The 14,846-nt window shown below is 41.1% G+C and carries 12 protein-coding genes and 1 pseudogene; 5 read left to right on the forward strand and 8 right to left on the reverse strand.

The annotated features are described in order from the left end of the window. Positions 1 to 66 precede the first annotated feature (66 nt). The 7 genes and pseudogenes from ASG14_RS17560 to ASG14_RS17595 all read right to left on the reverse strand — a co-directional run bounded on the left by ASG14_RS17560 (position 67) and on the right by ASG14_RS17595 (position 9,481). On the reverse strand, positions 67 to 474 hold the full coding sequence (locus ASG14_RS17560) for a hypothetical protein (protein WP_056872381.1): 408 nt from the start codon (positions 472 to 474) through the stop codon (positions 67 to 69). Between the two features lie 260 nt (positions 475 to 734). Beyond that, positions 735 to 1,109: pseudogene (locus ASG14_RS20735) on the reverse strand (protein kinase); the annotation flags it as partial. Between the two features lie 195 nt (positions 1,110 to 1,304). Beyond that, entirely contained in the window at positions 1,305 to 3,803 is a 2,499-nt protein-coding gene (locus ASG14_RS17575; protein ID WP_056872384.1) for a DUF4238 domain-containing protein, read from the reverse strand. Between the two features lie 382 nt (positions 3,804 to 4,185). Further along, positions 4,186 to 4,545, reverse strand: a complete 360-nt coding sequence (locus ASG14_RS17580) for a hypothetical protein (RefSeq protein WP_056872385.1) — start codon at positions 4,543 to 4,545, stop codon at positions 4,186 to 4,188. A gap of 85 nt (positions 4,546 to 4,630) precedes the next feature. Further along, positions 4,631 to 7,741 (reverse strand): P-loop NTPase fold protein, encoded by a 3,111-nt coding sequence (locus ASG14_RS17585; protein ID WP_157274984.1) that lies wholly within the window; start codon positions 7,739 to 7,741, stop codon positions 4,631 to 4,633. Positions 7,742 to 7,889: 148 nt separating this feature from the next. Beyond that, entirely contained in the window at positions 7,890 to 9,113 is a 1,224-nt protein-coding gene (locus tag ASG14_RS17590; RefSeq protein WP_056872387.1) for a DUF6119 family protein, read from the reverse strand. Further along, positions 9,110 to 9,481: a DUF4142 domain-containing protein gene (locus ASG14_RS17595; protein ID WP_056872388.1), complete on the reverse strand. Its 372-nt coding sequence runs from the start codon at positions 9,479 to 9,481 to the stop codon at positions 9,110 to 9,112. Before ASG14_RS17595 ends, ASG14_RS17590 begins: the two co-directional genes overlap by 4 nt. Positions 9,482 to 9,669: 188 nt before the next feature. Between ASG14_RS17595 and ASG14_RS17600 the strand changes: the two genes are divergently transcribed. The 5 genes from ASG14_RS17600 (at position 9,670) to ASG14_RS17625 (ending at position 12,592) form a co-directional block, all read left to right on the forward strand. Next, positions 9,670 to 9,891, forward strand: a complete 222-nt coding sequence (locus ASG14_RS17600; protein ID WP_056872389.1) for a hypothetical protein — start codon at positions 9,670 to 9,672, stop codon at positions 9,889 to 9,891. A gap of 454 nt (positions 9,892 to 10,345) precedes the next feature. Then, positions 10,346 to 10,543 carry a hypothetical protein gene (locus ASG14_RS17610; RefSeq protein ID WP_056872391.1) on the forward strand — a complete coding sequence of 66 codons (198 nt, stop codon included), beginning with the start codon at positions 10,346 to 10,348 and terminating at the stop codon, positions 10,541 to 10,543. A 153-nt stretch (positions 10,544 to 10,696) separates the two neighbouring features. Continuing rightward, positions 10,697 to 11,176: a hypothetical protein gene (locus ASG14_RS17615; RefSeq protein WP_157274986.1), complete on the forward strand. Its 480-nt coding sequence runs from the start codon at positions 10,697 to 10,699 to the stop codon at positions 11,174 to 11,176. A gap of 19 nt (positions 11,177 to 11,195) precedes the next feature. Further along, positions 11,196 to 11,894: a DUF421 domain-containing protein gene (locus ASG14_RS17620; protein WP_056872393.1), complete on the forward strand. Its 699-nt coding sequence runs from the start codon at positions 11,196 to 11,198 to the stop codon at positions 11,892 to 11,894. Then, positions 11,891 to 12,592: a DUF421 domain-containing protein gene (locus ASG14_RS17625; RefSeq protein WP_056872394.1), complete on the forward strand. Its 702-nt coding sequence runs from the start codon at positions 11,891 to 11,893 to the stop codon at positions 12,590 to 12,592. Before ASG14_RS17620 ends, ASG14_RS17625 begins: the two co-directional genes overlap by 4 nt. A gap of 82 nt (positions 12,593 to 12,674) precedes the next feature. On the opposite strand, the gene ASG14_RS17630 is transcribed toward ASG14_RS17625, so the two are convergent. After that, the gene (locus ASG14_RS17630) at positions 12,675 to 14,825 is read right to left on the reverse strand and encodes a GH92 family glycosyl hydrolase (RefSeq protein ID WP_056872395.1); all 2,151 of its coding nucleotides are present in this window, start codon (positions 14,823 to 14,825) and stop codon (positions 12,675 to 12,677) included. Positions 14,826 to 14,846 lie beyond the last annotated feature (21 nt).

The raw sequence follows: 14,846 nt of genomic DNA on the forward strand, positions 1-14,846 counted from the left end.
GAGCCAAAAAGTCTATCGATGTAAATTAAGCCCTGAGCCATTTAGCCACTGCTCAGCGCAATATCATCAGCAGTTATTAATTAGCATTTGGTGATATTTATCATAATCAATTTTATCATGAACACCGCTATGTCCGTCTAAAAACAATCCATTTCGGTACATTCCCCTTAACGCGTTGATATTCCAACGTTTATGCACAAAAATAAAGCTTCCCTTCAAATAACGCTCGACATTGACCCCTTCCACACCAGAATCCAGTTCAGCCACGAAATTAAAATCTTCGTTACCAATGTTCCGTTCTCTGGTTCCGTCTTCAATTCCATGGCTAACTGGTTCCGTTGGCTCTAGAATGAGCCTGAAGTACGATATTTCCGGGTTATCTTCGCTTCTGAAGAGAAGTTTTTGAGGGCGGATAAACATATCACCTTTGATGATGAGGGCCAACTCGTCATTGCAGAGCTGAATGGATTTCATCGAATCTCCTCCCCCCGAGGGTAAAAGAAATAATTCAGGTTATCATAAGCTACCAGCCTTTTCAACACCAAGAAAATCTGTGATACCGATATCCACTCACAAGCTGCCGGGCTTCCTTGAGGAAATATGGTTTCAGCACATCTGCCCACTCGTATGGATTTCGTCTGCCAAAATCATCACTGGTTTCCATCCAGAAATTAAGATACTCGTAAAATTCTTCCACTGTGGGCCGTTTCTCCAAGTCGTTGTCGGTTGCCATTTCAAGCAATACATCGACGATAACCGTCGATTGGTAGTACCATTGTCCTGCTATAGTGCCCTTGTTGATGATAACTTCCACGAAGTTTCCGGACGGAGATATTGCTGTTTGGCACATATTGACCTTCAAATCCAAATTTACTACCGGTGATCAATATCCAAAGGGAGTTGGCAAGCGAGTAAATGTCTGACTTTTTAAATTCCGCTGTGGAAGAAGTCCTTTTCATCTCTGGTGCTATTGTCCATTGTGGCCCTATCTTCTCATTATCACCTGATCTAGCACTTTTATCCGGAAAGCTCATCAGACCGAAATCGGACAATACCGGTTCACCTTTAACATACATGAGATTGTCTGGCTTAATGTCTCTGTGTGTATAATCTTTGCTTGCAAAACGGCAACGGCTTTGACGATTTTCAAGAAATCTTTGAAAAGCTGCTCATGGGATTTATCCTTTATATAGCTCAAATAAGGTTCCCCCAAGGGCATGGTGTAGAAAGGGACATCTCCTGCTTTAGGCTCTTTCGGTAAGTGAGCGTCTAGTAGCGTAATGATGTAGTCGATAAATTTGTTTTCAGCTTGCTTCTTGATGTTTCAGGCTGATAAATATTGCCATGGGCACTTTCTTTGCATATTCATCCAGACCTGAGGTGAGTAAAAAGCGCTGTACCTGCCGGTTGGAAATCCCCCCCTCGGGGATAATGCAGCTAAAGGAAACATCGAATTGGTAGTTTCCGATTTCAAAATCCGGATATTTTTTATCCACCTTATCCATTTCTTTTCTAGCCTCCTCGCAGGCTTTTGACAATCTGGACAGGAGTTTTTCCGTAACGGTCTCGATGACAATCTCGCCATCACAAATAACCGCATCATAAATTTCCTGCCAAGCTTTTTTCATGAGTCCAAAACAGTTTTCCCGCAGTAGAACGTGTGGCGAGGCTGCCCGGCAGTTAAAAGGAAAATCAATTTGCTGAATGCCTCCAATCAAGCTTGTCCATTTGGTTGTGCTCAGCTCGGCATGTGGAAATTGCGCGGCAATAAACTCTTCCCATCGCGTAGGGCTCTCGGTTAAGATAATGCCACCTGTAATCTGGGAAATAAACAGCGACATCTCAAAATTGGGTGCCAGTATATTTTTGATGATCTGTCCTCCATTTCCATATAAGTCATCTTGCAATAAGGCCAGTGGATCTTCGAGCCGCCTTTTCTCGAGTTCTTCAATTATCCGGGTAATGAGGTTTTCATTGGCATCCGGGAATTTATCTTTGATATAGTTTTCTTTCTGTAAGGGAGAAAGGCTGTAGATCACCCGGGACTGATCATCATCGAGTAGCTCGCCAAGAACACCCAAATCCTGCTTTTCGATATCCAGTATTATACTTCTGCGTGCTTTGGCCGCATCAATCGCAGCAAACAGCAGATGGTGATTGAATAATCCGGGGTCAGGAACGAGCAGGATTTTGCCAGCTCTAATGTAATCTTCCAGTGCGAAGAAAAGGGCTAAATTAAGTAATGTGTGCTGGCGGAACTGACCCGGGTTTTCGACCGGGCTATGTTCCGCCTTGAGGTTATTGGGGTTGATGAAGGGATGGTGAATGATTATTTCATCGAAATAGAGCATGGAGGTTGTGATGTACATCGTAAAACTACGAACATCGATCACCCCGGAGTAGACCGCGCGTAATTTTCCATCTGATTTTGGCAGCAGACTGAGTATGTCCGTATCCCTTGGCCAGAGGCTGCCGTAAGCTAGATGAATATCCTTAACCTGTTCCACACTAAGTGTCCTTCGGACGTCATCCCAGCTGTTTCCTTTCTTAAGTCCAAGGATTTCGTCGATTTCCGCCTGCAGAATCAGGTTTCTTTCCCTGATGCTAAATACCTCCCAAGTTGGCCTTTTATGTGGTGCCTTGTCCCGACAACAGTTTTTATACTTCCTGCCCTGTCCGCATGGGCAGTTCCAGTTGGCCTGAATTTTAAATTTCGGGACTTCTTTCCTGAGGTAATCACTCGGTGTCGAGGTACGTCCGAAGGCATCCTGATAATGAACCTTACCATCTTTCGTACCCACAAACATTTCCCCTCCGAAATGAAAGAGTTTATCCGCTGGTGGAAGCAGGGTATTTTTGATATTTTGCCATTCGATGTCCGCGTCTTTTTCAGGATACAGCCATTCCTGTTTTTCAGCTGCGATATATCTTCGTGCACGCTGTTTAATGAGATAATTGATTTCCTTTACCTGCTGATCACTGAGCTCGCGGTCTCTTAAAAAAGCCATGGTGTTGACCATGGTGCCACCGAAAACGCGGGAATTGGTCCGTTTCTGTATCGGGTCAGTCTGTTCCGGTTGCTGGGCGAACTCTAAGTTGGTGAGGATCAGGCAATGGTCTTTATCCAGCGGGAATACCGTCTGCGATGCTTTTAAGGCTACCTGAGGATCGTTGGGATAGTTGCATTCTGCCGCATCAGGCGGGTAGGCATAGTTATAAATGCAGACCGGGTGATCGGAAAGGATAAATTTGGTTCGGGAATTTTTAGCCGATACAATTTCACGGCTACCTTCCAGCCACATGGTAACATTCATTTGTTGGGTAGCTTCGAGTTCAGCCATCAGGGACATCTGGTCTAAGTCCTGGTATTTCGCTTTGAGCCAGGTCAGTCCTTTCGGGGTTCTGGTCTTCTGGGCATCGATGTAACGGAAAAAACTCAGAAAGTTTTCGTGTCTGTCAGAAAGATTACCATCGATAAATGCTTTAACGGCCTTGGCGCCGATATTGTCGATTTTACCAAATAGTTTTCGTTCAACCAGGTCGCTGATAAACGGGCCGAAAAAGGTGGTATATAAATCGTATACGAAAAAACATTTGGAAGGCGGCCAGAGTTTAAGTGCATTGTGTTTTTTAGTTGTCCCATCGGGTAGTTTGATTTCATCCGGGTTTAAATCCAGGTAATAGAGCTTTGCCCCTTTTTCGAGAAAGCCATGCTGGTACCACTGTGGTACGTAATGGTTATCGCGGGTCAGTTCTTTAGCTTCGGTACCGCCTTCTATTACAAAATCCTTTTTTCCGGCCATCGTTTTGACACTAGCTTATTTGAATAATTTTACATTGAATCTTTAGTCCTTGGAATCAGAGAATGGAGCGTCTTGGATTCAGCAAGTTTGGGAATAATTAAAGATAAGATTTAAATTGATGGTTAAAAAACTAATAAAAACCTTGTCTTTCTGGAAGACATCAATCCCTGCCTGAGAACCTCATTTCCAGAAAGGGATCTATTTTTTCTTTAATCAAAGAGCCCGTAATCTAACCGGCATTTTCCATCCGCACCCTTCGGCTTGTTGACTTCGTCCAACCAAATGAGTGTTTACGGAATGGCTCTGGTTTAAAATTGTAGTTTTTACCCTGCTGATTATTCGGCAGACTTATTTCGTCGAGGTTCAGAGTTAGTGTTGGAAATCAAATTTCTTTAATATCTACAGTATAATATCTTCCCATTTTGGATTGGGTTTTATTGGAAATTGTCAGTACGCCTTCTGATTTGTCGTAGTTGAAATGGTTATATCCGGTTTGCATTTCGGTGTAGAAGTCTTCTGAGGTGAGCCAGTCTTGGTCGGTAAGGGATATTTTTGCATAAGGGTGGTTATTTAAGGAAATCATTGCGCGCGTTTTGACCATCTTTACCCCTCCTTCCCAGGAGTAGGTCACCTCTACATTGGCCATTACCGTCTGATTATTGTGTTTGGCGAGGTTTTTTTTTATGCTTCTTGAAAAGCTATTAAGCGCTTGAAAATTATGGCTAAGGATGTCTTCTGTCATAAGAGCTATTTTATTTTAGATGTAAAGTATTTTATGAGTATGTATGTTCGTTTGCTTCGTGTGATAAATTTATTGGTACCGATATTTAATCATCTGCTCTACCCTTTCTCAATCCGAGGTTATGACCAAATATGGAAATCTCTTCGTTTTCCATCCTATCCCTCACAGCTTCAGCGAAATCATTTCCCTGTTGCGTCAACATCTGTTTAATTAATTCAGAATTTGATACCAGAATGTGTAAACAATCTGCATCATCCAGCAGCATGGATTTTAGAATTGTTCTGAAAACATCTGCAGAACGCTCATTTAAGCCCGCATACGAAAATAACAATTGTCCAAAAAACCTAAACAATTCAGCGCTGATAGTTCGTTTATCAATTAGTTCATCTCTAAAATCTTTGAAAGCGCCCGATAAATCTTTTCCGGAATGGATTAAACTTTCAATGAGTCTTTGCATCCGTTGTCCGGTATTAATTACACCCGTCGAAGCGGTATCAATGAGTATTTCCTTAAAAGCATCCAGCGCAAAACTATTCCAGTTGTCGTATCTTATAATGAAAAGCAACTCGGCATTTTTAGCGGTTAAATCTGCAAATAATGCTTTCCATTGTACCGTATCCAATCCATCATAATATTTTTTAACAGTTTCAATGGATGCTTTCGCTAATTCCGAAGAATGGCCTATTGCATGTTCAAAATAGTAATTAGGATACGTGATGATTTTTTCGGGATTAAATTGTGGTAGCTGCCACCTAGAAAGATCATCCAGGAATGTTTTCGGATCCAACTTATTCGTGCTGCAAATCTGTTCGAATATTTCGAGCAGGTCCAAAACATTTGCAGAATTTGTGTTGTAGTCATTTTGTACCACTTTCCTGACTACAGATTCGTATAGCAAACTAGGGGTTATAAGCTCTATTGAATTCTCAAGCAAATTGCCATAGCTAGTGTAATATTCAACGACCGTCGCAACTTTTTCCGCCACTTCATCATCATCAGCTGACATCTGAGCTGCAAAATATGTTGCATAAGAGGAACTGAAGGATTGCGCTTTTGCCACACGCATGGCCAATAGATCATAATATAAATCATCTTTCTCAGTGGTGGTCGAAAATGCTGAATAAATTTGATCATCACTCAATGATATTCCAAAAGGGCTATCGGCGCTGACTTTAAGGATCTCAAGCATTCCGGCCAGATTCTTGGGCTGGTTATAATTCCCCGGTATTTCCTCAGTTATAAATGCGTTAAAGTGTTTAAGATCATAATCTTTACTGATATATTGTAAAAAGTCAAATTCCTCAAAATCAGTTAATGGCGTTCCTATCAGCAAATTATTTAACTGCTCTGGATCACAGATGATCGAAAACTTACCGTAATCTGAGGTTTGGTTTTTAACCAGGTTGATAAATTCTGCTGCTGGAACCTGTCTTTCTTTGAGCAGTTCATACACATCTATTTCGATTTTATAGTGTTCTAGAAATTGCGCTATAGTGGTGATCAGCGCGCTGAACTTAACGCTCTCAAAAGACTCGTGGCTATACAGCCCCGATAGTATGGATTTAAGATAAATTGTCTGCTGAACAGAATTTATCTTGGTCAGCAGTATCCATTGGTGTTTTTCGAATTCAAATTGCTTTGAAGGTATCTTAAGTACCTTGAAATAAATATTTTGCCAGATGCCGGCTAAATGAACATCTGAGATCTTTTTGCTTTCATCCAAAGCATTGAGTGTCGCTATTGGTACTTCATAGTTTTCAATTTCGCCAATCACTGTCGACAATATTTTATCAAAAATATTCGTGTTGGAAATGGTTTTGAACTGTTTTTCTTCTCCGTTGACTAGGCTTTCCTTCAATTGTTTTCGGTAGACCACTTCAAGCGAATTTTCAGGGTTTATCTGGTAAGAAAGAGCGGTGATGTATTTTTGAAAATCTTCCTCGTCTTTGTACAGGTAAGACAGGCCCGATAAAAATTCCGCAGTCACGATCGCCGCCAGTGGATCCTTTAGAATGGCTTCTTTGTTTAAAACAAATAAGGCGATATACCGATCCGGCACACCAGGTTCAAGTAAACGGATAGAAACTACTTCATTTATGAAAGCAATTATCTCTCTTGGGGTAATTGAAGGTCTGAATACTTCATAAATCTGCTCAACCTTTAAATACTCTTCCTCATCGCCATTTGCAAAAGCTTTATCCCAGCAATTTTTAAAGAATATTTTCCAGTCCGACATGATGGGCGGCGATACCCTGTAAACCAGATCAAAGGTCTTGTTGATGTAATCATTTGCATAATCTTCCGTACTGCTACCCTCTTTGAATGCATTTTTGATGTGAGCGCGGTCAAATGGTACAATGACCTTTATATTGTCATATTTGACTTCAGAAAAGAAAATGTGGATGGAAGACCATATACTTAAAATATTTTTTTTCGGCAACCGGTCGAAGTTATCAAAAACCAATATGAGTTTCTTTTTGCCTAAGTCCGAATCGATTGCACCCATCCATTGCTTAAAGTCGCTCACCGAGGGATCACTTTCTGCAATGGTTTCAATTTTGGTTTCATCGACCTGTTTATTCTGGTAAACCTGGAAAGTTTCCTGTAGGGCCATCCGGGCAGCGGTTTTAAAATTGTTTCTTGACCAATGCTGAATCCATTTCCAGATAAAAATAAGCAGGATCAGAAACAAGGGAAATAATACGACGACAAATTTCAATAGGCTTAAGCTCATGTCTTTTGCAAAAGCGGTAACAGAGGGAACATAGACAATCAGAAAAAGCGATAAGATAAAGCCTATACTTAAAGAGGGTCTGTTGATTGTGGTCACCTCTTTCTCCTTCGATAATAACCTCTTGTATTTGCCTTTCCACTTTTCTTTATCTTCTATGAGTTTATTCTCGTCTTTACACAAATGTTCTGTTAATTCAACGAGAATAGAGCGGCGCTGGTCATCCTCCTGATGTCCCCATACGTCGTAAATAAAGAATGAATGGTTTTTCATGCGTTTACTGAGCATGGAAACCAGGTTGCTTTTACCTGTTCCCCAGCCCCCGTCGATACCCACAATATGGAACTTGTCCCGCGTGAGTACCTTCTCTAAAACAATTGCAATTTTTTCCTGTGATTTTCCCTCAAAAAGATCTTCTCCTAGCGGTACGTTGCTCAGGAAGTTTGGTTCATCTGAATTTTTCATAATGAGTGTTTGCCACACTTACATCCACCATATGCCCCCGTTGAGAGTTGATAAAAATGATATGAGAATGAGCGCGTTGTAAATGACTAAAATAAGTTTAATATTGCTGGAATCAAAATTTAAGCCTGCTTCAATGTAGCATAAGGTTTCAGCTAAGTTGCAGGATTTCGAAGGCAATCTCCTGATTATTCATATTTTTGGCAAGTTCGTTCAGGGAGAATTTGGCGATATTTGACTCAAAGTCCTCAATTTGGGTGGCCAGGGAGCGGTTAGTGGTCGATGTGTCAAGAACGGCCAAAATGAATACCGGTTTTCTATTTCTGAACAAATCGATAAATTGAGCCCTGGTCATGCTTATTAACTGGCTGCGTGCATTTACGATATAGGAGGAGGTGCCCCCGTTGTTTTGCAAGGCATCATAAAGCTCGCCAATAAACTTGTAACCGTTTTTGCTGTCTTCCTGAACACGGCGGGCGGCGATAAGTACCTGTGCGCATAGGTCGCGCATGGAATTGTTAAAGCCTTTTTTTACATGATAAAGGTATATGTTGTCGTTATCCCAGCGCATGATATCGCAGACTTCAATGTTTGAAGGCGTAATTTTATCGAAAACCATCGAGTCCGGTTCACCGATGTAGGAAGCGTTAAAACCATTTTCAGAATTATGGACGCCTTTCCAGGGGTCAACTGCAGGACCGGTATAAACCCTTGAATTAATGAAATTCCTGCAGTTGTCGTTGATCTTGTCGATCATGGTTTTTCCGATTTCATACCAGTCCTTTTCTATCAAAAAGTAACTTTTACCGAGATGGCTGACCTCCGTGCAGTAATGGTTGCGCATGCTGTCGGTGGTCAGCACCTCATTGCCACTATCATAGGTAACAATGGTTGCCGTATAGGTAAGCCTGTCGAAATCCTGCTGGGAAAGTTTGGGTTCCTTTTCGCGGATTTTATCCAGCAAAGTCTGGATCTCGCGGATGGGCTCATCGCTTTTGTGGTCATATTCAGTGGTACCGATTCGAAAATAGAAGACCGTATAAGTGGAAAGGTAATAACGTTCGAAATCTTTGTGGCTGATTTCAACATCAAAAGGTTTGCCTACATTTAGGTAATTGGTATATATACCGCCATCAGCCTTATCCTTTAGGGTTTTGATAAGTGCTGAGTTACCACGTCCAAGCTTTTCTACCGAGTTGATCTCCACCAGTGGTGTTTTATTCAGCAGGCTTTCACACTTGGTGATGACGCGCAACAATTCTTTAAAGCTGATCGACCGTTTGATACAAAAACTGTTTTTGGCGATACACAAAGCATCTGATTTGATGTCCGATGCCGGGAAGCCAAAAGTGGTCACCAGATGCTGGATATTCACCGCTGCATTGAGCTCATTATATATACTGCCGAAACTTTCGTTTTCATAAGATTTTGTTGTTCTTTAGGTTCAAGCCTATCCGGAACGGTCCAGCCTTTACCCGAAGCAAGGTTTTTCATTTCCATTGCCGCTGCCGTGTGGTCGGCAACCATGTGCTCGCCATAATGCTTAACCTCTGCATCAAGCCCTTTGGTTAATGCGAGTGTACCGGCCGCTACTTCGAAGTTATTGCTGCTTGCTGCCCTGTTAACAAACTCCTGATTACTTAGATTATAGTCTGCATCGTCGTTGTCCTTACATGCACCAAACGTAAGTGATGCGATGACCAGCATGGCCATCATGCCTTTTTTTTTGTTTGTGATTTTCATAGTTTTTTCTTTTTTAACTACTGGAAAAACACCCTGGCAAGGGGAAATGGTTTATCCTAAATTAAAAACAGGTAATCGGCTTCCATGTACGCGTATTTTTACCAAATCGAAAAATAAATAAAACCAAAAAAACCAACTGGTGTTAAACTTTTACTTATTTAACCAACAGTTTATTAAATCCATAATTTATGAATCCAGGTAACGAAGAGAATTTAGACGAAGACCAAAATGCAACTCAGAAAGCTCTGGGGAATACAGATTTACCAGACAAGCCTGATGATATCCATGAGGCAACCCGGGAACTAAAAACGACAGGTACAGGCTCAAACAACGCTGCGGCAACACCCGAGTCTTTAATTGTTCATGATAAGGAAGAAGGTGATGACCGTTACGAAATCCCGAAGCCGTAACAAAAAGACCAGAAAAGTTTACTGGTAAATCAAACAGCGCCAAATAAGAACGCTTAAGGATAGCTCCTGTCTAAATTATCCTCTAACCAGTTTTCAGAACTACTTCTACCCTGTCCGGGTTTCGCCACCCCGAAATCGCATTACTTGTCTGCCGCGTGCTACTGTTTGCGTAGTCCGTCCTTAATTAGATTGAGTGCCGAAAAAGCACCACGATTTTCTATCACGACATCCTGGAAACGCTTCACAAATCTTCCAACTAGAGCACTCGCTTGGCTTTCAATTTCAAGGAGGCTTTTACTCCGAAAAATTACATCGATATCCGTATTTATTGACTTAAAATGCGCTTGCGGATGCGAAAAATACTTAGCCTGATAAATGAAATTGATTGAAATACTCAAAATTGAAAAACAGCAAACCTTGTTGTTAAAATGTCCGTTATGTAAATAAAAATCATATGGAAAAAGAGAAAAGCAATGCTCGAAGGGATCGGATCTCCATAGCAGAAAAAATCAATGATGGCCAGCTTGTTGGCAAGCCGTCTGCAAGCAATCAGGTATCAGAAGAAAACCTGCGAAAAAGTAGTGTGATTACCGGGAAAATTTCCCCCTTGAAATGGAAAGCGCCATCGAAAGGAATTGCAGGTTTGTTATAGTATGACTGAAACCAGCGGCAACAATCCGCTGGTTTTTTAGTTTTTTAACTTTCCAAAAACCTGAAACTAAAGAGCAATGTTTTCTTTGTAATCACCAGCTTGACAATTTGCAATGCATTATTTGGCTATCCATTTTCAATTTCAAATTTTTATATGAGGAAGATAAATACAATTAAACCATACTCATTTGCGCTGATAATACTGCTGTTAGCCTCTTGCAATGGCTATGATAGAGACAAACAAATTAAGCAAGATTTAACGATGAAGGCTAAAGAAGATGTAAACTTTGTAGGGCTCAACTTTATCGTTCGCAACCGAAACGTTGACATCTGGGGCAACTGCCCTACTTTGCGGGCTAAGCATAATGTGATGAAAAAACTGAACACCATCCACGTAATTAAAGGTGTAACAGATAGAATTAAAATTGCGCCAGTTAATATTGATACAAACTTTTCGGTAAAGCAACTCGTAGATAGTCTTTTAGCTAAACATCCACGTTGTTGGGCCCAGGTTATCAACAAAAACATTTTTGTAGAAGGCCAGGTTAAAAAAGAACAGATTGGCGAATTACTCGCTTCCATACATCAAAAAGTGCCAAATCGTGTGCTCATTGATAAAACCGTGATTAATTAGCTTTTAAACAATTTTTAGGATGAAACAAGAAGAAATACACTGGGGCGATTGGCACAGGATTCTTTTCGGCAACGCCCCTGAAACCTTTTTGGCTGAAGTGTTTGTTCGAACCATAATCGTTTACCTTTTACTCCTGATTACGCTTCGTTTTCTTGGTAAGCGTATGGGCGGACAATTAACCATATCGGAGCTGGCAGTGATGTTAACCTTAGGCGCAATCGTTTCGGTACCAATGCAACTGCCAGACAGGGGTTTGCTGCAAGGTTTGCTGGTATTAGTTTGTGCAGTAATTTTCCAACGTGGTCTAAACTATTTTGCAGTAAAGTATGAAAAGATAGAACAAATAACACAAGGACATGAAAGCTTATTGGTTGCAGATGGCGTAATTGCGGTAGAACAGCTGGCGATGATGAAAATTTCAAGAGAGCAATTGCTTGCAGAGCTAAGGTGCCAAAAGATTTATAATCTCGGCGAAGTAAGGCGGGTTTACCTGGAAGCTTGTGGATTATTCTCCGTCTTCAAGTATAATGAACCAAAACCCGGCCTGCTGATTTTGCCTCAGGCAGAGAAAAACATTCTACAATTTGCATACAAGCAAAGTGAAATGGTGTGTGGTAATTGCGGGAATACCATAAGCTCGCAAGTTTCTGTTGATAAGCGATGTGAAAAATGCGGAAGCAATGAAATTACAAACGCCACCTTGACTAAAAACTTATGAAAGAATACGATATCAACATAACAGACTTACATCGCATCCTTTTCGGCGATGTTCCCTACCACTTTTACATTGAGGTTATTGTTCGGGTTGCTTTCATTTATATTTTGCTAATGGTATCCATGAGGCTTATGGGGAAACGAATGTCGTCTCAACTAAGCAGAAATGAAATGGCAGCCGTAGCCTCGCTCGCCGCTGCCATCGGGATTCCTTTGATGACGCCAGACCGAGGCCTTTTACCTGCTATTGCAATTGCGATAGTAATTGTTAGCTATCAAATATTTATTGCGGCTAAATCCGTAAAAAATAAAAAATTCGAGTCTATAACACAGGATAAATACGACACCCTGATAAAAGATGGCGTGCTGGAGTTGGACACCATGCTTGCTACCAGAATTAGCCGCGACCGCGTATTTGCGCAGTTAAGATCCGAAGGCATAACACACCTTGGCCTGGTATCGAGAATGTATTTCGAAGCCGGAGGATTTTTCAGCCTGGTCCAAAACCCCGAACCCAAACCGGGTCTATCTATCATTCCCGTTTGGGATAAAGATTTCTCGCGGGATGTGCACCAGCAAACAAAAACTTTAGTGTGCCAAAAATGTGGAAACGAAAAGACAGGTCAATACTCTGAAACAAACAGCATCTGTTATCATTGTGGCGAAAAACATTGGACTAACTCCGTAGAAATGAAGGAATAATTTTTATTTTTTAGCTAGTGAGATTGTTTTGATGTTTAACGTAAACCTTCGTTAATCTAAATCTGTTAAATTTTTCGATTCATTATTTGGTTAAAATCTCTACTTTTCCTCCGTTTTTAAATAAATCATGCGAAACAAAATATCCATTTAGATCTTTTCCATTCACTTTTATTTTTGTCATGTCTCTACCCTTCCCTGGTTTAGAAATGGTGAGGTACTTCCCGTTACTGCTTCGCCATTTCACTTCATCAAATAATGGTACGGTTACAATATATTCTGCATCGGTTGCCGAAAATGGATATAAGCCTAACGCACTGAAAACGTACCAGGAAGACATTTCACCTGCATCGTCCATACCACTAAGCGCCAGTCCATCATCGCCAATGCCGTAAAGGTTGTTTAAAATGTTGTCCAGAATCTTCTGAGATTTTTCTGGCTTGCCAATAAAGTGGTACGAGAAAGGTGCTTCATGGTCTGGCTGGTTTCCATGGCAATATTGACCAATCATCGTTTCCACATTTCTGGCTATGTATTTCGGGTTCCATGGAACTGTAAATAAAGAATCCAGCTTCGACTCAAAGCCTTTTGCGCCACCGTAAAGTTCAATTAATCCGTTCATATCATGTGGTGCAAAAAATGAAACCTGCCATGCGTTTGCTTCGCGATACATGTATTCGTAATATGGGAATTGAGGATTGAAAGGTTTTATCCAGCTTCCATCAGCAAGTTTACCACGCATAAAACGGGTAGTTGGATCAAACATATTTTTATAGTTTTTAGATCTTGCCATTAAAATTCGGTAATTGGCTGTATCTCCTAACTTCTTTGCCAGCTGTGCTACTGAATAATCATCGTAAGAATATTCAAGGGTTTTAGATACACCTGCACTTGCCTTTGTTTCTACCTGCGGGTCTTTAATATCCGGCTCGGAAATAAATCCTTTGGCAATGTACTCTTCCACGTGCGGACGAGCGCCGCCCGGCGTATTCGCATTTTTCAGTAAAATTTGATACGTGCCTTTAATATCAAAATTATCAATGCCCCGCAAGTAAGCGCCCGCAATAGAAGATGAACCATGGTCGCCATGAAAAAATGTTGGAATGAAGCCTTTTTTGTCGCCAACATCCTTCATCGATTTAATCACATCAAGCGTAACATCCGGAGATATCAGGCCCAAAAGCACATCTTTATTTCTATAGGTATCCCAAAGAGATGGCTCTGTGTAATATCTAAAATCAGATTTCACTACTTTTTTATTAGCATCTGTATACTCACCGTTCACATCACTTCGCAGTGCAGGCCACAAAAAAGAACGGTACAGACATGAGTACAACATCACTTTTTGTTTCTCCGTGCCACCCTTTACCTGGATCGACGATAAAATCGATTCCCACTTCGTGGTCGCCTCATTTCTGATTTGATTAAAGGACTTATTTCCGATCTCCTTAAGAAGATTTTCTTTCGCGTTTTCGGTACTAACAAACGAAAGCCCGATTTTTAGCTCTACTGCCTGTCCATTGCCATTTGCGAGGTGAGCGATAGCAAATCCGCTACGTTTCCCTTCTTCTGATACATCTAATTTTTCAATTTTTGTATTGATGATGGCATAGAAATAAACATTCTCACCGCCCTGAAAACCTTTGATAACATTGGTTCCTTCCTGAGTTATGTTCCATGTTGAAACCCGGCTGTTCGCTTTACCCAAATCGAAAAGCACCTGCCGGTTTACATTATCTTTGAATTCGTATTTATGAAAACCCGCCCTAAGTGTTGAGGTTAAGCTCACATTTACTTTATAATCATCTAAATATACCTGATAAAAGCCAGGAGCTGCATGCTCATTCTTATGCGAAAACTTAGAACCGAATTTTGTTCCTGGGTTAGACATGGGCAAAATTGGAATGTTGCAAAGATTCCAATGACCCTTATTAGTGTGCGTAAAACCGTAGATCATAGAATCTTCGTACTCATAACCCGCACCGGAGCCATATTCAGTCATCGGACTTAATTGCACCATTGCATTGGGCAAAGAGCTCCCGGGGAAAGTTAAGCCCGCCCATGAACGCCAACCTTGAGGAAGTTCATAGCCTAGAATTTTCGGGTCGGTTAATGGCGCCGTGCCGATAAAAGTGTTTACATATTTGGAATAGCTGCCCACAGATTGCCCATTTGCTGCAGAACAGAATAACAATATTACGACTAAATTCAAGAGATTTTTTCCGGAAAGTTTCATGCTTATTGATATATTTTGGTT

The organism is Pedobacter sp. Leaf194 (assembly GCF_001423945.1).
In the GTDB taxonomy this organism is placed as follows: Bacteria; Bacteroidota; Bacteroidia; order Sphingobacteriales; family Sphingobacteriaceae; genus Pedobacter.